This window comes from Streptosporangium sp. NPDC006007, assembly GCF_040614315.1.
Taxonomy (GTDB): domain Bacteria; phylum Actinomycetota; class Actinomycetes; order Streptosporangiales; family Streptosporangiaceae; genus Streptosporangium.
On the sequence record NZ_JBEXUG010000027.1, the window covers coordinates 37548 to 57033 of the forward strand.

A 19486-nucleotide genomic window follows, 5' to 3' on the forward strand; every position below is an offset into this window, starting at 1 on the left:
GGCCACGGGAAGCTTCCGTGGCCCGTTTTTTGGTGTTTATTGGGAACTCAGCATGGTTGTCATATGTGGCGCTCCGCTTACTACGGGTAATAACAGGATCAGTAGACCGGTCCTGAACAGGGGAGTACACGTGGGGCAGGCGATGCGTGGTTCGATTCAGGGGGCCGGGCTGCTGGCGCTGGCGCTGGTGGGCTCGTGTTCGACCGGCGGGGACACCGCCGCGCGGGGCACAGAGGGCGCCGCGCGGTACGCCGACGCGGCGGTCAGCGTGGTTCCTCTCGACAAGTCGGGCAATGTGCCGACCGACGCGACGATCCTGGTCGCGGCCCGGGGCGGAACGCTGAAGAGCGTCACCGTGAAGGGCCGCAAGAACTCCCTGCCGGGCGAACTGAGCGCCGACGCCACCCAGTGGCGGAGCCGGGGCACCGCGCTTCCAGGGGCCTCCTACGAGGTCACCGCGGTGGCGGTGAACCCGTCCGGCAAGGTCACCCAGACGGTCACCTCCTTCTCCACGGTCAAGGCCGACAAGAGCTTCACCATTCAGGAGCTCCTGCCGAACAAGGAGATGACGGGTCTCACCGTCGGGGTCGGCATGCCGATCATGATCACCTTCGACCAGCCCATCACCGACCGCGTCTCGGTCGAGCGCAACCTGGTGGTGCGCACCTCCAAACCGGTCCTGGGCGCGTGGCACTGGTTCGACGACAAGACCGTGCACTTCCGCCCCAAGACCTTCTGGCCCGCCCACACCAAGGTCCGGGTCGAGGCCCACCTCGCTGGAGTCCGGGGCGGGAAGGGTCTGTACGGCAAGCAGAACCAGAACATCCATTTCAAGATCGGGCGCTCCCAGATCACCAGGGGCAGCACCCTCACCCACCACCTGACCGTCAGGCGCAACGGCAAGACCGTCAGGGAGATCCCGATGAGCGCGGGCCAGGGCGGCACCTGGAAGTACTACACGACCAGCGGCGTCCACCTGGCCATGTCCAGGGAGCCCGTCACCATCATGACCTCGCCCGGCATCGGCCCCGGCTCCGCGGGCTACTACCAGATGACCGTCTACAACACCGTCCGCATCTCCAACAGCGGGGAGTACGTCCACAGCGCCCCGTGGTCGGTCGGCTCGCAGGGCTACTCCAACGTCAGCCACGGCTGCGTCAACGTCAGCCCCGGCAACGCCGTCTGGTTCATCGACAACACGCTGATCGGGGACCCGATCATCATCACCGGCTCGCCCCGCAAGCTGGAGCCCACCAACGGCTGGGGTCACTGGCAGGAGAACTGGAGGCAGTGGCTCAGGTGGAGCAGCGTCAAGTACTTCACCACCGAGTCCCTCTGAGCCGTCTCCGAGGCCCTCCGCGCCGTCTCCGCGGCCGGCCTCCGCCGCCCCGAGGGGCCGCCGGGTCCGCTCGGGTTTTCCCGGCGCCCGTCCCGGGAGAGCGTCCCGGGGGTACGGGGAGGTCCTGAGGGGGCCGTGGGCGCCGGATGCCCCCGGGCCACCCCTTTCCCTCGACGGGCCGGTCGGCGGCCTGTGCGGGCCGTACGGCGCGCTGGAGGGGGTGGTGGGGGAGGGTGCGGAAAGCGGAAGGGCCCGGACACCGTGAGGTGTCCGGGCCCTTCCTGTGGAGGATCAGCGGGTGAGGGACTTGTCGTCCTTGCCCGGGCCGACCTCCGCGTGCTCGTCGTGACCGTGCCCGTCGTCCAGCGGGATCTTCTCGCCGCCGTAGAGCTCGCTCAGCTTGGCGCGGAGCCTGCCGAGCGGGCCGCGCATCCCCTTGGACGGGATGCCGTCATCGTCGGTCCCGGTGCCGGTGATCATCGGCACCGGCGTCTTGCCCCGCATGTGAGCCGCGATGGCCTCGTTCGACGGGACGTGGACCTCGATGTACTCGCCGTGCGGCAGACGCTTGATGACGCCCGACTCCACGCCGTGGCCGAGCACCGCGGCGTCGCTGCGCTGCAGGCCCAGGCAGATCCGGTAGGTGACGCCGTAGGCGATCATCGGGCCGAGGAAGATCAGGACCCGTCCGATGTAGGTCGTCCAGTTCAGCGAGACGTGGAAGACCGAGGCGATCTCGTCGTTCGCGCCGAGCAGCCACAGCACACCGTAGAACGTGACCGCGGACATGCCGATCGCGGTGCGGTGCGGGTTGTTGCGGGGACGGTCGACCACGTGGTGCTCGCTGCGGTCGCCGGTCACCCACTGCTCGATGAACGGATACAGGGCCAGGCCCGTCATGATGACGCCCATCGGGAGCAGCGCCGGGATCAGCACGCTCAACGGCAGCGTGAAGCCCAGGACGTTGATCTCCCAGGCGGGCATCAGGCGGAGCGAGCCCTCCAGGAAGCCCATGTAGAAGTCGGGCTGGGAGCCCGCCGAGATGTCCGCCGGCGTGTAGGGGCCGAACAGCCAGATCGGGTTGATCTGCGCGAAGGTGCCCAGCAACGCGATCACCCCGAACGTGAACATGAAGTACGCGCCCGCCTTGGCCATGAAGGCCGGGTAGAACGGGGCGCCCACCACGTTGGTGTTCGTCCGGCCCTTGCCGGGCATCTGGGTGTGCTTCTGCACCCACATCAAGATCATGTGGGCGGAGATGAGCGCCAGCAGGATGCCCGGGATGAGCAGGATGTGAAGCGAGTAGAACCGCGAGATCACGTCCTCGCCCGGGTACTCGCCGCCGAAGAGGAAGAAGGTGATCCAGGTGCCGACCAGCGGCAGCGAGATCGCCACACCCTCGGTGATCCGCAGTCCCGCGCCGGAGAGCAGGTCGTCGGGGAGGGAGTAGCCGGTCAGGCCCTCCAGCAGCGCCAGCGTCAGCAGGCCGACGCCGATCAGCCAGTTGAGCTCGCGCGGCTTGCGGTAGGCGCCGGTGAAGAACACCCGCAGCGCGTGCACCATCATGCCGGCGACGAACAGCAGAGCGGCCCAGTGGTGCATCTGCCGCATCAGCAGACCACCGCGGACGTCGAAGCTGATGCCCAGCGTCGAGGCGTACGCCTCGGACATCATGATGCCCTTGAGCGGTTCGTACGAGCCCTCGTAGGCGACGTGGCCCATGGAGGGTTTGAAGAAGAACGTCAGGAACGTGCCGGTGAGCAGCAGCACGATGAACGAGTACAGCGCGATCTCACCGAGCAGGAACGACCAGTGGTCGGGGAAGACCTTCCGCAGGTTGCGCTTGAGGAAGTTTCCCGCGCCAAGACGGTCGTCCAGGAAGCTGCTTGTGCTCGCTATGGGCTTCGGAACGGCTCCGGTGCTCATGCGTGGCCTCCGTTCTCACGGACCTCGGCCTCGGCGTCGCCGCGTTCCCAGAAGCTGGGACCGGGGGGGACGGCGAAGTCGGCCGTGGCGACGAGGTACCCCTCATTATCCACGGCGATCGGAAGCTGGGGCAGAGGCCGGGCGGCCGGGCCGAAGATCACCTTGGCGCCGTCGGCGGCGTCGAAGGTCGACTGGTGGCACGGGCAGAGGATGTGGTGCGTGGTCTGCTCGTAGAGGGCCGCGGGGCAGCCGACGTGCGTGCAGATCTTGGAGTACGCGACGATCCCGTCGTGCGTCCAGTTCACGTTCGTCCCGGACTTGATCTCTTCCGGGCGGAACTTGATCAGGATCAGTGTGGCCTTGGCCAGGGCGTTCAGATCGTGTTCGTACCCTTCGGGCACGACGGACAGGATGCCGCCGGGGGAGTTGAAGTCCGCCGCGCGGATCGGCGCGCCGGTGCCCTCGACGACGAGCCTGCGGTCCTTGCCGTCCTTGGTCTTCTTACCCCAGACGGTGTGCCGCAGCTCCTTCGGGAAGTCGGAGTAGGACGGGCCGAGGTCTCGCAGCAGCACCAGCGGGGCCAGGCCCAGCGGGGCCGAGGCGAGCAGCAGCGTACGGCGGAGCAGCGGGCGCTTGGCGATGCCGCTCTCGGCCGCGCCCTGCAGGAAGGTCTCGGCGACGTACTCCCTGGCCTCCGGCCCTGAGGCCATCGGGTGGCGTTCCTGGACCAGGTTGTACTTCGGCATGACCATGCGGACCCAGATCACGATGCCCGTGGCCAGTGCCAGCAGTGCCACCGTGAGCGTGCCGCCCAGGGCCAGCGTGGAGACCTTCGTCGTCTCGATGTCGCCGACCTGGAACACCACGTAGGAGACGATGAAGGCGATGCCCGCCAGCAGGGTGACGACGAAGCAGAGGGCGGCGAACCTCTCGCCCTTCCTCGCGATTCTCTCGTCCTGCGGGATCACGCCGGGGACGTCGGGGACGCCCGCGGCGTCATGCTCCTCGGCGCCGAGCAGGGACGTGCCCGCCGCGGGTGAGGGGGTGCCGATGACGCGCCGTGGTACGCGTTCCTCGGGCTGCTCGATGTCGTGGTCGTTGTCAGTCATTGGTGGGCCTGTCGCTTCTTCGCGGTGATCCAGATGGCGGCAAGGGCGAGCAGGCTGATGCCCACGATCCAGGCCACCAGACCCTCGGTTACCGGGCCGATGCGGCCGAGACCCGCGCCGCCCGGGTTGGGCTCCTCACGCACACCCACGATATAGGCAATCATGTCCCGCTTCTCCTCGGGAGTGATGATGCTGTCGTTGAACACGGGCATCGCCTGCGGGCCGGTGATCATGGCCTCGTAGATCTGCGCCGGGCTGGCCTGGTCCAACGGCGGGGCGTACTTGCCCTGGGTCAGGGCGCCGCCGGAGCCGACGAAGTTGTGGCACTGGATGCAGTTCGCACGGAACAGCTCGCCGCCCCTCGCCTTGTTCCCCTTGGCCGGGTCGACCTGCTCGGCGGTGGGGACGGTCGGGCCGCCGCCGAGAGACTGGATGTAGGCCGAGAGCTGCCTGATGGTGTCGCCGTTGACCCAGGGGGCCGGCGGCTTGCGCGGGGCCTGGGCGCCGGGGTTGGCCAGGGGCATACGTCCGCTGCTGACCTGGAAGTCCACGGCCGCCGCGCCGACGCCCACGAGCGTGGGGCCCTGCGCGGTGCCTTCGGCGTTCATGCCGTGGCAGCTGGAGCAGCTCTGCTCGAAGAGCTTCTTCCCCTCGGCGACGTCGTCGGCTCTGCCGGACGCGATGGCCGCGTCAGCCCGCTCGCCCGACGGGGCCAGGAGGGTGTAGAACCCTCCGACCAGCCCCAGGGCAAGAAGCAGGACGGCGTATCTCGCGAGGGGATGCCGCCGTCTAGCGGTGATCCTAGTCACAGAGATCCCCGATTCCTTAGTGAATGCCATAGATGGTTACGAAAAGGCCAATCCAGACCACGTCCACGAAGTGCCAGTAGTAGGACACGACGATCGCGCTGGTCGCCTGCTCACGGGTGAAGCGCTTCGCGGCGTACGTGCGTCCCAGCATGAACAGGAACGCGATCAGTCCACCGGTCACGTGAAGGCCGTGGAAGCCCGTGGTCAGGTAGAACACCGAGTCGTACGCGGAGTGCGACAGGGTGTGCCCCTCGTGAACCAGCTGGCTGTACTCGTACAGCTGACCGGCGACGAACACGGCGCCCATCAGGAAACTGACGAGGTACCAGAAACGCAGCTTGGCGACCTGGCCCTTCTCAGCTGCCCACACGCCCAGCTGACAGGTCACACTCGAAAGAACCAGGATGATCGTGTTGACCAGCGAGAACTGGACGTTCAAATGAGCCTCGGGCCAGGGGAATCCCTCGCCGAGGCTCACCGACCGGATGGTGAAGTACATCGCGAACAGCGCCGCGAAGAACATGAGCTCAGAGGACAGCCAGACGATCGTGCCGACGCTGACCAGGTCAGGCCTGCCGGACGAGTGTGCTGTCGTCGTCGATGAGATTGCGGATGCTGTCGCCACGGGCAGCATTATTGCGGCTCTCCCGGTCGGGTTGCCGCACGACCCCCCGGTAGCGGGGTCAAACAGCCTCTCAAACTGCGATTATGAGGCAAATCACCCGGTGCTCTCTCCGCCCCTGGGTCTCCGGGCGAGGTGACCGGTACCATCCCAGGTGACCGTACATCGACAAGGGATAGTGAGCGCGCCTTGAGCACCGACGACAAGATGAGGGTCCTCGTTTACAGCGACGACGCGAGCACCCGAGAGAAGGTGCGGCAGGCTCTCGGCCGGCGTCCGGCCGCCGACGTGCCCCTCGTGGAGATCGTGGAGTGCGCCACCCACGCCAAGGTCGTCCAGCACTTCGACTCCGGTGAGATCGACGTGGCCGTGCTCGACGCGGAGGCCCAGCCGGCCGGCGGCATGGGCGTGGCCCGCCAGGCCAAGGACGAGGTGTACGACTGCCCGCCGATCTGCCTGCTGATCGCCCGCCGCGACGACCGCTGGCTGGCCGAGTGGTCGCGGGCCGAGGCCGTCGTGGCGCAGCCGATCGACCCGGTCGTCCTGGCCGGCACCGTCGCGGACCTGATGCGCCGCCGCCAGTCCACCCGGCTGACCGCCCGCTAGAGCCCCACCCCCCGCCGACGTCCGCCGGAGCCCCGCCCTCACCGGCCACCCGGCCGGCCGCCCGCTTAAGCCCCCGCCCTCACCGACTCACCCGGTAGAACACCTTCTGGAGACCCCATGGACGCGCGCACCAGCTGGCCCGCGCTGTTGTCGGCCCTGCTCGCCGGTGAGCACCTGACGGCCGACGAGACCGCCTGGGCGATGAACGAGATCATGTCCGGCTCGGCCACGCCGGCGCAGATCGCCGGCTTCGCCGTGGCGCTGCGGGCGAAGGGGGAGACGGTCGCGGAGGTGACCGGGCTGGCGCGCACCATGCTGGAGCGGGCGGTCCCGCTGTCGGTGGCGGGGCCCGTCGTCGACGTCGTCGGCACCGGCGGCGACCGCGCCCACACGGTCAACGTCTCCACGATGGCCGCGATCGTGGCCGCCGCGGCGGGCGCGCGGGTGGTCAAGCACGGCAACCGGTCGGCCTCCTCCTCCTGCGGGGCCGCCGACGTGCTGGAGCACCTGGGGATCGTGCTCGACCTGTCCCCGGAGAACACCGCCGGAGTCGCCGCCGAGGCGGGCATCGCCTTCTGCTTCGCGCCGTTCTACCATCCGGCGTTCCGGTTTTCCGGGCCGCCGCGCAAGGAACTCGGCATCCCGACGGTCTTCAACTTCCTGGGGCCGCTGACCAACCCTGCCAGGCCCGCCGCCCAGGCGATCGGCATCTTCGACGCCGGCATGCTCCCCGTGGTCGCGGGGGTGTTCGCCGAGCGCGGCGTGTCGGCGCTGGTCTTCCGGGGAGACGACGGGCTGGACGAGCTCACCACCACGACGACCTCCACGGTCTGGGTGGTGCGTGACGGCGCCGCCCGGCGCACCGTCTTCGACCCGGCCGCGCTCGGCGTCCCCAGGGCCGAGCCGGACGCGCTGCGGGGAGGGGACGTGGCGTTCAACGCGCGGGCCGTACGCGACCTGGTCGGCGGGAAAACCGGTCCGGTCCGGGACGCGGTGCTGCTCAACGCCGCCGCCGCGCTGGTCTCCCTCGACGGCTCGGGAGACGACCTCACCGCCGCGATGGCCGCCGGATACGCCCGGGCCGGGCGGGCCGTGGACTCCGGCGCCGCGGAGGTCACCCTCGACCGCTGGATCGAGGTCAGCCAGGCGCTGAGGCCGTCCTGATCTCTCCGTCCCCTCACCGGGGGATCTTGCATCCGCCGGTGAGGGGATGTGGTCCCCGCGGGCGCCGTCCTAGATTGCGCTCATGTGGCGTGTCGACCTTCTGGCCGGGCGGATAGCGCTCGCCCCGCCCCTCCTCGTGGTCCTGGGGCTTTCCCTGGCCGTCGCGGGGCTCCTTCGCGAACGGCGGCGGCTGCTCCGGCGGCTCGGCCGGGAGCGCGCCGAGGCCGCCGAGCAGCGGGAGGCCCTGGACCGCGCGGCCGTCACGAGGGAACGCGTCCGGATCGTTCACGAACTGCACGACGTGATCGCCCACGGGGTCAGCATGATGACTCTGGGCGTCGGCGCAGGCCGGATGATCATGGAGCGTGACCCCTGCCGGGCCAGGGAGACCCTGCGGGTGGCCGAGGAGTCGGGCCGTCAGGTCCTGGTGGAGCTCCAGTGCGCGCTGAGCCTGCTGAACCCGGAGGACGGTCCCCCCGGGGTCCGGGCGCCCCAGCCCAAGCTGTCCGACCTGTGCGATCTGCTCGTCCAGGTCCGTGCCGCGGGCCTGCGGGCCGACGTGGTCACCGACGGCCGGCCCGCCGAGGCCGGCCTCGCCCTCGAACTGTCGGCCTACCGCATCGTCCAGGAGGCGCTGGGCAACACCCTCAGGCACGCGCGCGCCCGGTCGGCCCACGTCACCCTGCGCTGGCGGCCGGGCTTCCTCGACGTGCTGGTCCGCGACGACGGCCGTGCCACCTCCGTGCCGCCCTTCGGTCCCGGCCTGCTCGGCATGCGCGAGCGCGCCACGATGTTCGGCGGGACGTTCGAGGCGGGACCGCTGCCCGGCGGGGGGTTCGAGGTACGTGCCCGCCTGCCCACGGTGGGCGAGACGCGCCCGGGGGCCCAGCGGCCGGGGTGAGGCCTCCCGGGCGGGCCGTCAGTCGGAGGTGCCGAGACCGATCGAGAAGGCGGCCTCCAGGTCGTGCCGGGAGTAGGTGCGGAAGGCGATGTGCGTCTCGGTGTGCAGGACCCCGGCCACCTTGTTCAGCCGCCCGGGGATGACCTCGGCGATCTCCTCGTAGGCGGAGACCCGGACCATGGCCATCAGGTCGTACTCGCCGGTGATGGAGTACACCTCGCTGACCCCCTCGATCTCGGCGATCGTCTGGGCGACCTCGGGGATCCGGTCCACCTCGGCGTTGATGTGCACGATCGCGGTGATCACGGCTTCCTCCTCGTTTCCGGCTGCCTGCTGTCCGTCGAAGCTATCAGCGCGGCGGACGGCCCTCACGCGAGCGGTGCGGCTCGCGCGCCTGGTAGGCGCGGTCGATGCGGGCCTTGAGCCGTCCGGCGCCGCCGACGGGCAGGCTCCACGTGCCCTCCACCTGCACCAGCCGCACGCCGGGACTCTCCAGCCAGCGCAGCACGCACTCGGTCTCCTCGGCGCCGGCGGCCGGCACCGGGCCGGGCCCCGGGACCACGGTCTCGGCGGTGGACACCAGCGCGTCCACGAACGGGGTGGGGTGGGCGCCCCGGGGCATCACCCCCGCCGAGACCAGCCGGCCGTGCCGGACGACGTGGATCTCCCAGTCGCCCGGCGCCGCCGGGGCCGCCGCGACCATCTGGGGGATCGAGGTGAGTGCCCGCAGCCGTTGCATGCGGGCCGAGGTGCGGATGTAGGAGGCGAGCCGGTCGCGGTCGGCCACCGCCTCCTCGTAGCGCTGATCGAGGGAGAGCCGCTCCATCCGGGCCTCGATCGCGGAGAAGACCGCGCCGGCGTCCAGTTCCATCGCCCGGCGGGCGGCCACGACGTGCAGGCCGTACTCCTCGACGCTCTGGCGGCCCTCGCAGGGCGCCCCGCACCTGCCCATCCCCGCGAGCGCGCAGGCCGGGCGGCCGGTGCGAGGAGTGATCCTGTCGGTGCACTGCCGCAGCGGGATCGCCTCGTGCAGCGCGGTGCGGGCGTCCTCGGCGGCGCGGACACCGCCGAACGGACCGAGGTAACCGGCGCCGTCGTCTCTGATCTCGCGCACGATCGACAGGCGGGGAAACGGCTCGTCGGTCAGCTTGAGCCAGACCATCCTCTCCGGAGAGCGCGACCTGCGGTTGTATCGCGGCTTGGCGGACCCGATCAGCCTGAGCTCCCTGACCTCCGCCTCCAGCGGCGTCGCGCAGACGATCGTGCGGACCCGCTCGGCGATGCCGACCATCTCGCGGATCCGGGGGCGGGTCTCGCTCGCGGTGAAGTAACCGCGCACGCGGTCGCGGAGGTTGACGCTCTTGCCGACGTAGAGCGGGTCGCCGCGCTCGTCCTCGAACACGTAGACACCCGGCCCGGTCGGCACCGCGTCGGCCAGATGCCGCTTACGGCGCTGCCCCGCGGTGGGCGCGCGGACGAAACCCCTCAGCTCCTCCAGGGTCTCCACCCCGAAGGAGCCCGCCCGCTCCAGCAGCGCGTGGAGCACGTCCACGGTGGCCTGGGCGTCGGCGAGCGCGCGGTGGCAGGGCTCGGTCTTGCTGAAGAGCCGGGCCAGCGTGGACAGCTTGCAGTTCGGGACCTCACCGCGGTTCAGCAGCCTGCGGGCCAGGACGACGGTGTCGACCACCGGATGGGCCGGCGGGGGATAGCCGTGGGCGGCACAGGCCGCCTTGACGAAGGCCAGGTCGAACCCCGCGTTGTGCGCCACCAGCGTGGCGCCCTCGGCGAACTCCAGGAACGAGGGCAGCACCGCCTCGATCCTCGGCGCCGTGGCGACCATGGCGTCGGTGATGCCGGTCAGCACCGAGATGAACGGCGGGATCGGCGTCCCGGGGGCGACCAGCGTGCCGAACTCGCCGAGCACCTCACCGCCGCGGACCTTGACCGCGCCGATCTCCGTGATCGCGTGCTCGCCCGCGGAGACCCCGGTGGTCTCCAGGTCGAACACGACAAAGGTGATCTGGCTGAGCGGTGTGCCCAGCTCGTCCAGAGTTCCCTGCACGCTGTGCTCCACGGTTCACCACCATAGGAGCCTGTACTGACATTTACCGCCCCGGGGCCGCGGCCCACGTGACGGTCGTCGACGGCCGGCCCCGATCGCCGGGGTCGGCTTCTCCAGGTGCGGGAGCGCCCCGGCCCCTCGCGGTCCGGGGCGCGCGGCGCGTGGTTCACGGCGCGGGGTCACCAGTTCGCGATTTCGAACGTTCCTCCGGGCCGGATGTCCCCGGGCGGGGTGTGCCGGTGAGCCCCGGCGCTCGTGGAGTCGGGGCCGGACGTCCGGTCTCGCTCCTCGGCCTCGTCATGGCCGGTCCGCAGGGCGTCCAGGATCGTCTCCCAGGTGCCGTCCGCCGACCAGCGGCGATGACGGTTGTAGACGGTCTTCCAGCTGCCGTAGGTCTCCGGCAGCCTCCGCCAGGAGCAGGAGGTCCGGGCTCGGAAGAACACCCCGTTGATGATCATGCGGTGATCGGCCCACCGGTGCCCACGCCGGGGATGGGCGGGCAGTAGCGCCGCCAGCCTTGTCCACTCATCCTCGGTCAGATCATGACGCTTCAGTCGGTCGTCCACGACCACATGATCTACACCATTGGTGATGGAAGATCCACAGGATAGGGCTCAACCGTCTCTCGGGACCGCCTCTTCCTCAGGCCGTGCCCGCCGCGCACGGCGCGGGCCCGAGTGCGTCCGCCGCGCACGGCGCCGGCCCGAGTGCGTCCGCCGCGATGCCCGCGAGAGGGAAGCCCCGGCACGCCCGCCGGAGGCCGGCGAGGCATCGACTTTGGCCGGTGTCGGATCGGCCGGCACGGGCCTGCTCTCGGAGAACGTGACGGAGTAGCCGAGGGGCCGGGGTGGCTGACGGTGACCCCCATGAGTTCACCGGGGGTGCGCGTCGCCGGGAGGGCGGGGGTGGGGCGGGCGAGGGACGAGCGCCTGCTCAGGGGGGTGAAGAGAGGGCGGCGGGCGTTCGCGGTCCGCGGTGAGGTCGGGGGCGGAGTGCGGTAGCCGTACCCTTGACGTGAAGACCAATCCGAGTAGGGGCCGTGATGAGTTCAGCCGGAGAGGGCCTGTCTCGTCCGCTACCCGAGCAGGTTCGCTCGCACGTCGTGGAGCTGGCGTCCCAGATTCTCGGGTCGATGGCCGCCGCCCTGGTGCCCCCTCCGCTCAAGGGAATCGCCAGGTTTGACCCCCGCAAACGGGCCAAGCTGGGTGGCGCGCCGATCGCCGCCCAACTGGAGAGCGACAAGAAGTTCCGGGAGCTGGTCGCCGAGGCGCTGGCCACGGGCTGGCCCGAGCTGGTCGCGAGCCTGGCAGACGGTGTGGTGCCGCCGGCCGCCGACCCCGTCCTGGTGGCCGCGGCCGCCTACCTCACCCGGCCACCCGGCTGGGTGGAGATGGTGGAGGCCGCACGCAGGGACCTGGAGCGGTCGGCCGCCGCGGCCGAGGGCTCGGCGCAGGAGCAGGCGCTCAGCCGGCTGCGTGAGCAGCTGAACGCCCAGAAGACCTCGGCGAAGGAGGAGGCCGACCGGCTGCGCGAGCAGCTCAGGACGGCCCGTTCGGAGATATCCGACCTGCGCCGCAAGCTGCATGACGCCCGCGAGCGCGCCAGGGCGGCCGACGCGCGGGCCGCCGAGATGCGGGAGGCCGCCCAGGAGGCCAAGGCCGCCGCCGTGACCGCAGGGAGCGCGGGGGAGAGCGAGCTGCGCCGCCTCCGCGAGCGTCTGGCCGACGCGGAGCGGCAGCTGGAGGCCACCCGCCGGGCCGCACGCGAGGGCCGCAGTGTGGAGGACACCAAGGTCCGCATGCTGCTCGACGCCCTCCAGGACGCCGCCGCCGGGCTGCGCAGGGAGCTCGCCCTGCCGTCCGGCATCCACCGGCCCGCCGACTCGGTGGCCTCCGTCGCACCGGGCAGGAACGGGGTCCAGGCGGTGCCCGCGCGGGCGCTCGCGGACGACGACCCCGCCCTGCTCGACCAGCTGCTGGCCTTACCGCAGATCCACCTGATCGTGGACGGTTACAACGTGACCAAGACCGGATACGGCACGCTCACCCTGGCCGATCAGCGCAACCGTCTGCTCACCGGCCTGGGCGCGCTGTACGCGCAGACCCGTACCGAGCTGACCTGCGTCTTCGACGGTGCCGAGCTGAACGGCCCGGTGCCGGTCTCGGCCCCCCGGGGGGTCCGGGTGATGTTCAGCGCCCCCGGCCAGATCGCCGACGACCTGATCCGTCAGCTGGTCCGCGCCGAGCCCGTGGGCCGGGCCGTCGCGGTCGTCTCCTCCGATCGGGAGGTGGCCGAGTCGGTCCGCCGGATGGGCGCCCGGCCGGTTCCCTCCACATTACTTCTACGGCGTCTCGGGCGAGCCTGAACCTTTTGGTCATATGGTGCATCGGATCCCGTGGAGGTTGATTCGATGCAGAAGATCGTCATGCTGGTCTGTGCCGCCCTGGTCGCCGGTACGGCCGCCGCCGCCCCCGGTGTTCCCAAGGGGTTCCTGCTGTATGAGAAGGACGCGGCCAAGAAGGACAACGATCCCGAGACGAACTGGACGGTCAGCGACTCGGTGAAGACCCGCCTGGCGGTGGACCCCTGTGACAGGAGCGGTGTGGGCGGGGCGGGCCGTACGGCTGTCCGGACGGTGACGTTCACCGGTGTGCCGGACTTCATGAAGGTCGAGCAGGTGCTCCTGTACGGCTCGCGGGCCACCGCGGAGCGGGCCATGGCCCAGCTCCGCGCCGCGCTGACCGCGTGCGGGTCCAGGACGGACGCGGGGTCCGCCTACCGCTACGTCTCCGCGCAGGTGACCGGCCTCGGGGACGACGCGCTGAAGGTCTCCGGGCAGGTCTACTACGGCGGGAAGACGGGGGTCGGCGGGGAGCGGAGCGTGGTGGTCCGCAGGGCCAACGCGGTGCTGGTCTACCTGTGGGCGGGAGAGTACGCCCGGCCGGTCAAGCGGGACTGGGCCGTCCAGTTCCGGGACGCCCGCCGGATGACCGCCGGGGTTTGCAGCGTCGCGGCCTGCAAGTAAAGAACAAAACGGCCAAAAAGGTGAGCGATACCTTACCTGTTCTGTACTATTTCGCCCCAGGTCTTTGCATGGGGAGGCGGCGCCGTGGCCGTGGCGGGTATGCCGGTTGGGTTTGTGCGGACGCCGATGATCGCAGGGGTGGCCCTAGCGCTGTTCCTGGTGCCGATGGGCGGGGCCTTCGCAGAACCGAAACCGACGATCGCCCAGGCCAGGAAGAAGCTGGAGAAGCTCAACGACCAGGCCGACAAGGTTGTCGAGAGGTACAACCAGGCCGGCGAGAAGTGGAAGCGGGCCCGCAAGAGGTACCGGGCGCTGAACGGCGACCTCACCCGTCAGAGCGCGAAGGTCGCCGGGCTGCGCAAGGAGCTCGTCACGATGGCCGTCAGCAGCTACCAGCTGGGCGCCGCCAACGGCTGGTCGGGCATGGTCGGCCGGCCCGACCCCGGCTCGCTGCTGAGCGGCCTGGCCGCCGTCGACCAGATGTCCGCCTCCCGCGCCGAGTCCCTGAACGCCTTCGAGGAGGCCACCAAGACGTTGCGCGGCAACCGCGACCAGGCCAGGGAGGCCCTGACCGAGGCCGATCGGACGCGTGACGAGCTGGCCGGGGAGAAGGCCAAGGCCGACAGGATGGTGAAGCTCCAGACGAAGGTGCTGCGCGATCTCGGCGCCTTCAGGACCGGCAACCCCGACAGTCCGGGAATCCAGTACGACGGCCCGGCGTCCGGCAACGCCCGGGCCGCGCTGAGCTTCGCCTTCGCACAGGTCGGCAAGCCCTACCAGTACGGCGGCACCGGCCCGGGAGGCTGGGACTGCTCCGGCCTCGTCCAGGCGGCCTGGCGCAGCGGAGGCGTCAGCCTCCCCCGCACGACCTGGGAGCAGTGGAGCTGGGGGGCCGGCCGCAAGGTCTCCCTGAGCGAACTCCAGGCCGGTGACCTCATCTTCAGCGAGGGGCTGGGTCATGTGAGCCTCTACGCGGGCGCCGGAAAGATCGTCCACGCTCCCCAGACCGGGGACGTCGTCAAGGTCGTTCCCCTGTCGGCCTACGGTCGCCGCCTGGTCGGGGCCGTCCGCCCCTGACCCCGCCCCCTCAGCGCCCCGCTCGGCCCTCAGCGCCCCGCCCGGTGCCGCTGGAGCGTTCCACGGAAGGGCCGCTGGATCGTTCCGCTGGGAGGACTGGACGCGGCTGAGGGGCGGCGGATGCGCGCGGCCTCGCGGCGATCCCGGAGGGTGGGGTGGGCACGGCGGGGCCGGGAGTGGCCCGTGGGCCGTACGCGGAGGGTGAGAAGGTCGCCAAAGATGTGACGTACGCGACAGGAGGGGCGCTTTCCGAATAATGATCCGGAGGGTGTGACGAGAGTCATATTCGGCCGATGAAGCCGCCCCCGAGCAGGTCTTCCGTGGGCGCGAGAAGCATTATTTGATCTTTAAACTTTGTGGGGGCTTTGCCGAAACGTGATGATCAGAGTAGCTTCTGGCGTCGCGGCGAGTAAGCCATACCGTCGCGCCGAGCGTCGGTCCCCCAGGCCGGCTTTCCGATAGAAATCCAATTGGTCGCCGTTCCTCCAAGGGGTCCGCCCCACCACGGTGACCTGCCGAATTCGTGCAGCCAGGAGGCATGGAGCCGGGGAACCAATAGGCCGTCAACCTACGGTCAGGGGTGAATCGACATATCTGTTGTCGTAGGGCGTCTTCCCAGCCCGAATCCGTCAGCTAACCCGGTAGGCATCAGTGGAAGTCCCAAGGAGAAATCCTGTCTACCACCCTGCATAACCTTCGTTTGTCACGCCTTTTTCGCCTTTCCCTCGGTGGGTTCGTCCTCACGTTGACCGCCTCAACCGGGGCGGTCACGCTGGGACCCACGGCGGCGGGGGCGGCGACGGACAGCGCGGCCGCGATCCAGGTCGGGAGCACGGCGAAGACTCACGTCAAGCGCACGGCCAAGACCGCGATGAACAGGGCCGCACGGCAGAGGACAAAGGCCAGGAAGGCCGTATCGGTGGCCAAGCGGCAGATCGGCGATCCGTACCGGTGGGGAGCCACCGGTCCCGGCGCGTTCGACTGCTCGGGCCTTGTCCAGTACGCGTGGCGCAAGGCCGGCGTCTCCCTCCCCAGGGTCACGTACAGCCAGTACCGCGTCGTCAGGAAGAAGGTCTCATGGAGCAGGTTGCACCCTGGTGACCTGCTGTTCTTCTACGGAAAGGGCCACGTGGGCATGTATGTCGGCCACGGCAGGATGGTCCATTCGCCGAGCAGCGGCAAGACGGTCCGGATCGTGAGGCTGAGGGGCTACTACAGGTCCTCCTTCGCCGGAGCCGTCCGTCCGGGCGGCTGACAGCGGGATACGGCCCCGTCCATCCGGTTCGGGGCACAGCCGGAGAGTTGACCCCATCGTGGTCGCCGTGGAGGGGGACAGGTGTCCGAACCGTTCAACGTCGAACGGCGTTCTCAGCGCGTCGCGGAGCCGGATCGCGGGATCCCCGTCAGGGAACGCCGCCCGTGCCGTCCGCGCCGTGGCTGATGGGGCCGGACCGGAGCCGGCCGGACGTGGTGACACCACAACCCGCTCCGGGGGAGATGGGTAACAGGTAGGGGAGGCGGCTCCACGATCACGCCTGTGATCGTGGAGCCGTTTCTCCTTGACCGCCCCGGCTCGGTTCGCCGGCGGTGTCCCGGCTGACGCGACCGCCGGTCGCCGGTCCACTAGCATCGGCTGACATGTCGCTCCCGAGAGGGCGCCGCGCCGTGCTCGCCGGGATGCTGACGCTGGTGGGCGCGGGTCTGGCCGCCGGTGCGCGGCCGGTGTCGCAGGGGGTCCGCGACCTGTGGCCCGGCGCCGCCACCGTGGTCCGCGGCGAACGCTCCCTCGTCGCCGGTCACCGCGTCCCGCTCGCGGAGCTGCGGGACCTGGCCGCGCGGGCCGACCGCGCGGCCCGGATCGTCGGCGAGGTCTGGGGGCCGGTCCGGGCGGTCGTCCTGTTCCCCGCCACCGACGCGGAGGCCGCGGCGCTCGCGGGGACCTCCGCCACCGGTGGCCTGGCCGCGATGACCGTCGCCGACCGGGTGATCGTCCTGCCGACGGGGTACGCGAGGCTCAGCGCGACCGGCCGGGACGTGGTGATCGCCCACGAGCTCACCCACGTGGCCACCGGCGCGATCCGGGGCGGCCGGGTGCCCATGTGGCTGTCGGAGGGGTTCGCCGACTACGTCGGCTACCGCGACGCCGGGATCCCGGTCAGGGTGGCCGCCGCCGAGCTGGCCGAGGAGGTGCGTGCCGGCGCCCTGCCCACCCGGCTCCCCGGTCCCGCCGACTTCGCTCCCGGCGCCTCACGCGCCGCCCAGAGCTACGAGGAGGCGTGGCTCGTCTGCCGGTACATCGCGGAGCGCTTCGGTGAGCGGGCGCTGGTGAGGCTTTACGGTAGCGATGTGGGCGGCGTGCTGGGTCTGTCGCGGGCCGAGCTCACCGCCGCCTGGCGCGACCACCTCCGGAGGGAACTCGGATGACGCGGACCGTGACGGACACGCCCTCGGGGCTGAGAGGCGCGGGATGGGCGCTGGCCGTCCTCGGCGCGGCCACGCTGGTGGTCGTGGCGCTGACCACGCCCTGGCGGGCGCTGCCCGCCGACGCCCCGCCGGTCGCGCCGGATCCGGCCCGTGACTTCACCGCCGCCCAGATCGCCCGCTCCGAGTCCTTCGACGCCGTGGTCAGCGCCCCCGGCTACCTGTCGCTCGGCTTGACCTTGATCGTGGCGGGGGCGCTGGTGGGCACCCCGCTGGGCGCGCGGCTGCTCGGCGGGCTGCGGGGGCCGTGGTGGCTGCGGGTGCTGCTCGGCGTTCTCCTGCTGTCGGCGGCCGTGGAGGTCCTGCGCTGGCCGCTGGGTATGTGGTCGGAGACCTACCTGCGCGAGTTCGGCCTGTCCACGCAGGGCTGGCCGGCCTGGTCGGCCGACCGCGTCAAGAACATCGCGGTCAGGACCGGGCTGCTGGCGATCATGGTGCTGGCGGTGGTCGCGCTGGCCCGTCGTTGCCGCCGCTGGTGGGCCCCCGCCGCGATCGGCGCGTTCGCGCTGACGGTGCTCGCCTCCTTCGCCTACCCGGTGGTGATCGAGCCCATCTTCAACGACTTCACGCCGATGCCCGCGGGCCGGCTCCGCGACGACCTGCTTGCCATGGCGGCCAGGGACGGCGTGCCGGTCGAGGACGTGCTCGTCGCCGACGCCTCCCGGCGGACCACCGCGCTCAACGCCTACGTCTCGGGGTTCGGCGCGACCCGCAGGATCGTGGTCTACGACACGCTGCTGCGAGCCCCAGGCGACCAGGTCGAGCTGGTGGTGGCGCACGAGCTGGGCCACGCCAAGGCCGGGGACGTCCTGTACGGCACGCTCGTCGGCGGCCTGGCGGCGGCCTGCGGGGCGTGTCTGCTCTACCTGCTGACCTCGGCGGGCCCGGTGCGGCGGCGCGCCGGAGTCGCCTCACCGGCCGACCCGAGGGCGGTGGGCCTGGTGATGGGGGTGCTGACCTTGGCCACGGTCCTGTCAGGACCGGCGCAGAACCTGGTCAGCAGGCACATCGAGGCACGGGCCGACGCGCACGCGCTGGACCTGACGGGGGAGCCGGTGGTGTTCGCCGCCATGCAGAAACGCCTGGCGATCACCAATATTTCCGATTTGTCGCCCAGTGCTATTGAATACCTGATCTATGTATCTCACCCCACGACGCCGCAGCGCATCGCGATGGCACGTTCCTGGGCCCGGCTGAACGGCATGCGGGAGCCGTGAACCGTACGCTGATCGTCACCAACGACTTCCCGCCCCGGGCCGGGGGGATCCAGTCGTTCGTGCACGGCCTCGCCGCGGGACGGCCGCCGGACTCGGTGGTCGTCTACGCCCCGAGATGGCCCGGCTGCCCGGGCTTCGACGCCGGGCAGCCTTACCCGATCGTGCGCCACCCCACCTCGCTGATGCTGCCCGTCCCCGCGGTCGCCCGCCGGGCGGCGGGGCTGGTCGCCGAGTTCATGTGCGACACCGTGGTGTTCGGAGCGGCGGCCCCGCTCGGCCTGCTCGCGCCGGACCTGCGCGCGGCCGGGGCGCGGCGGATCGTCATGATCACCCATGGCCACGAGGCGGCCTGGGCCGGGGTCCCGGTCGCGCGGCGGCTGCTCGCGAGGATCGGCGGCCACGCCGATGTGGTGACCTACCTGGGGGAGTACACCAGGCGGCGGCTGGCGAGGGTGATCCCCGGGGAGAAACTGGTACGGCTGGCCCCCGGCGTCGACACCGGCGTCTTCCACCCCGGCGCGGGCGGGGATCGGGTACGGGCGGCACTGCGCCTGGGGGATCGGCCGGTGGTGGTCTGCCTGTCCCGGCTGGTGCCCCGCAAGGGGCAGGACATCCTGCTGCGGGCCTGGCCCGAGGTGCTGCGGGCGGTGCCCGGCGCCGTGCTGCTGATCGTGGGCGGCGGGCCGTACCGCGCGACCCTGGAACGGCTGGCCCGGCCGCTGGGCGACTCGGTCAGGATGACCGGGCCGGTCCCGTGGTCCTCGCTGCCCGCCCACCTCGACGCGGGAGACGTGTTCGCCATGCCCTGCCGTACCAGGCTGGGCGGCATCGACGTGGAGGGACTCGGCATCGTCTACCTGGAGGCGTCCGCCAGCGGGCTGCCCGTGGTGGCGGGCGCGTCGGGCGGTGCGCCCGACGCCGTCCTGCCGGGGGAGACCGGCCTGGTGGTGGACGGAACCTCCCCCGAGGGGGTGGCCGGCGCCCTCGTCGGCCTGCTGCGGGATCCGGCGGCGGCCCGGGCGATGGGCGAGCGCGGGCGCGAGTGGGTCCGGCGCGACTGGGACTGGGGCCTGGTCGCCGACCGATTCGCCCGCCTGCTGGCGGTGCCGCCGGACACCAGGGCGGTCACGGGGGCTTAGCCCCCGGGG

Annotated in this window: 19 protein-coding genes and 1 riboswitch; of the genes, 12 read left to right on the forward strand and 7 right to left on the reverse strand. The window is 71.0% G+C overall.

Annotated features, from left to right (window positions below):
* Positions 1-142: 142 nt before the first annotated feature.
* Positions 143-1339, forward strand: a complete 1197-nt coding sequence (locus tag ABZ194_RS20705) for an Ig-like domain-containing protein (RefSeq protein ID WP_355598544.1) — start codon at positions 143-145, stop codon at positions 1337-1339.
* Positions 1340-1630: 291 nt separating this feature from the next.
* On the opposite strand, the gene ABZ194_RS20710 is transcribed toward ABZ194_RS20705, so the two are convergent.
* The 4 genes from ABZ194_RS20710 to ABZ194_RS20725 are packed head-to-tail and all read right to left on the reverse strand — an operon-like array spanning position 1631 to position 5817.
* Entirely contained in the window at positions 1631-3265 is a 1635-nt protein-coding gene (locus ABZ194_RS20710; protein WP_355598546.1) for a cytochrome bc complex cytochrome b subunit, read from the reverse strand.
* The gene (locus ABZ194_RS20715; RefSeq protein ID WP_355598548.1) at positions 3262-4374 is read right to left on the reverse strand and encodes a Rieske 2Fe-2S domain-containing protein; all 1113 of its coding nucleotides are present in this window, start codon (positions 4372-4374) and stop codon (positions 3262-3264) included. The genes ABZ194_RS20710 and ABZ194_RS20715 overlap by 4 nt, the downstream gene beginning before the upstream one ends.
* On the reverse strand, positions 4371-5183 hold the full coding sequence (locus tag ABZ194_RS20720; RefSeq protein ID WP_355598550.1) for a c-type cytochrome: 813 nt from the start codon (positions 5181-5183) through the stop codon (positions 4371-4373). Before ABZ194_RS20720 ends, ABZ194_RS20715 begins: the two co-directional genes overlap by 4 nt.
* 16 nt (positions 5184-5199) lie before the next feature.
* Positions 5200-5817: a heme-copper oxidase subunit III gene (locus tag ABZ194_RS20725; RefSeq protein WP_355598552.1), complete on the reverse strand. Its 618-nt coding sequence runs from the start codon at positions 5815-5817 to the stop codon at positions 5200-5202.
* A gap of 195 nt (positions 5818-6012) precedes the next feature.
* Here ABZ194_RS20725 and ABZ194_RS20730 point away from each other — a divergent pair, with 195 nt between their 5' ends.
* The 3 genes from ABZ194_RS20730 (at position 6013) to ABZ194_RS20740 (ending at position 8476) form a co-directional block, all read left to right on the forward strand.
* Positions 6013-6411 carry a hypothetical protein gene (locus ABZ194_RS20730; protein ID WP_355598648.1) on the forward strand — a complete coding sequence of 133 codons (399 nt, stop codon included), beginning with the start codon at positions 6013-6015 and terminating at the stop codon, positions 6409-6411.
* 117 nt (positions 6412-6528) lie between these two features.
* Positions 6529-7575 (forward strand): anthranilate phosphoribosyltransferase, encoded by a 1047-nt coding sequence (trpD, locus tag ABZ194_RS20735; RefSeq protein WP_355598554.1) that lies wholly within the window; start codon positions 6529-6531, stop codon positions 7573-7575.
* Positions 7576-7657: 82 nt separating this feature from the next.
* Positions 7658-8476 (forward strand): histidine kinase, encoded by an 819-nt coding sequence (locus tag ABZ194_RS20740; protein ID WP_355598556.1) that lies wholly within the window; start codon positions 7658-7660, stop codon positions 8474-8476.
* Positions 8477-8494: 18 nt separating this feature from the next.
* Here the strand turns inward: ABZ194_RS20740 and ABZ194_RS20745 are convergent, their stop codons facing one another.
* The 3 genes from ABZ194_RS20745 to ABZ194_RS20755 all read right to left on the reverse strand — a co-directional run bounded on the left by ABZ194_RS20745 (position 8495) and on the right by ABZ194_RS20755 (position 11104).
* Entirely contained in the window at positions 8495-8782 is a 288-nt protein-coding gene (locus ABZ194_RS20745; protein WP_355598558.1) for an Lrp/AsnC ligand binding domain-containing protein, read from the reverse strand.
* 43 nt (positions 8783-8825) lie between these two features.
* Positions 8826-10538: a DEDD exonuclease domain-containing protein gene (locus ABZ194_RS20750; protein ID WP_355598560.1), complete on the reverse strand. Its 1713-nt coding sequence runs from the start codon at positions 10536-10538 to the stop codon at positions 8826-8828.
* Positions 10539-10717: 179 nt separating this feature from the next.
* Entirely contained in the window at positions 10718-11104 is a 387-nt protein-coding gene (locus tag ABZ194_RS20755; protein ID WP_355598562.1) for a transposase, read from the reverse strand.
* 300 nt (positions 11105-11404) lie between these two features.
* On the opposite strand from ABZ194_RS20755, the gene ABZ194_RS20760 reads away from it, so the two are divergent.
* The 8 genes from ABZ194_RS20760 (at position 11405) to ABZ194_RS20795 (ending at position 19477) form a co-directional block, all read left to right on the forward strand.
* Positions 11405-11539 (forward strand): hypothetical protein, encoded by a 135-nt coding sequence (locus ABZ194_RS20760; RefSeq protein ID WP_355598564.1) that lies wholly within the window; start codon positions 11405-11407, stop codon positions 11537-11539.
* Positions 11540-11580: 41 nt separating this feature from the next.
* Positions 11581-12903, forward strand: coding sequence for an NYN domain-containing protein (locus tag ABZ194_RS20765; protein ID WP_355598566.1), 1323 nt, complete (start codon positions 11581-11583; stop codon positions 12901-12903).
* Between the two features lie 45 nt (positions 12904-12948).
* Positions 12949-13563 (forward strand): hypothetical protein, encoded by a 615-nt coding sequence (locus ABZ194_RS20770; RefSeq protein ID WP_355598568.1) that lies wholly within the window; start codon positions 12949-12951, stop codon positions 13561-13563.
* A 138-nt stretch (positions 13564-13701) separates the two neighbouring features.
* Entirely contained in the window at positions 13702-14640 is a 939-nt protein-coding gene (locus tag ABZ194_RS20775) for an NlpC/P60 family protein (protein ID WP_355598570.1), read from the forward strand.
* Positions 14641-15143: 503 nt separating this feature from the next.
* A riboswitch (cyclic di-AMP (ydaO/yuaA leader) is annotated at positions 15144-15303 on the forward strand.
* An 82-nt stretch (positions 15304-15385) separates the two neighbouring features.
* Positions 15386-15895, forward strand: a complete 510-nt coding sequence (locus ABZ194_RS20780) for a C40 family peptidase (RefSeq protein ID WP_355598572.1) — start codon at positions 15386-15388, stop codon at positions 15893-15895.
* A 383-nt stretch (positions 15896-16278) separates the two neighbouring features.
* The gene (locus tag ABZ194_RS20785) at positions 16279-17064 is read left to right on the forward strand and encodes a DUF4157 domain-containing protein (protein ID WP_355598574.1); all 786 of its coding nucleotides are present in this window, start codon (positions 16279-16281) and stop codon (positions 17062-17064) included.
* Positions 17061-18338 (forward strand): M48 family metallopeptidase, encoded by a 1278-nt coding sequence (locus ABZ194_RS20790; RefSeq protein ID WP_355598576.1) that lies wholly within the window; start codon positions 17061-17063, stop codon positions 18336-18338. The genes ABZ194_RS20785 and ABZ194_RS20790 overlap by 4 nt, the downstream gene beginning before the upstream one ends.
* Entirely contained in the window at positions 18335-19477 is a 1143-nt protein-coding gene (locus ABZ194_RS20795; RefSeq protein WP_355598578.1) for a glycosyltransferase family 4 protein, read from the forward strand. Before ABZ194_RS20790 ends, ABZ194_RS20795 begins: the two co-directional genes overlap by 4 nt.
* Positions 19478-19486 lie beyond the last annotated feature (9 nt).